The sequence below is a fragment of the Halomonas sp. ND22Bw genome, assembly GCF_003011945.1.
Taxonomy (GTDB): Bacteria; Pseudomonadota; Gammaproteobacteria; order Pseudomonadales; family Halomonadaceae; genus Halomonas; species Halomonas halophila.
In genome coordinates this window covers 1-249 of record NZ_PXWD01001441.1, presented here as the reverse complement: position 1 = coordinate 249, position 249 = coordinate 1, and the positions used below count along the sequence as shown (strand labels likewise).

General features: G+C 61.8%; 1 protein-coding gene. It reads right to left on the bottom strand.

The features are described 5' to 3' along the window. The coding region (locus tag CVH10_RS27050) for a hypothetical protein (protein WP_219925040.1) at positions 1 to 249 on the bottom strand (249 nt) is incomplete at both ends.

Sequence of the window (249 nt, the reverse complement as noted above, 5' to 3'; positions counted from 1 at the left end):
AGTAAGTGACCGAAGCCGAGTGCCTTCCTCTTTCCCGGCAACGTAGGCGGGCAGTGGTAGCAGCACCAGCACAACCACCGCCGAGCACAGGCCCACCACGGTAGCAACAGAGACCACCACACTTGTCGTGCCTACCACCATGCCCAGGGCAAGCCTGCGCTGCGCAGTCCATTGGACAAGCCGACTCCCAAAGCCTTTCAGCCCTTGCTTGTCTTCAAACAGAAGGAGAGCGGCGACGAGCGCCCCGAC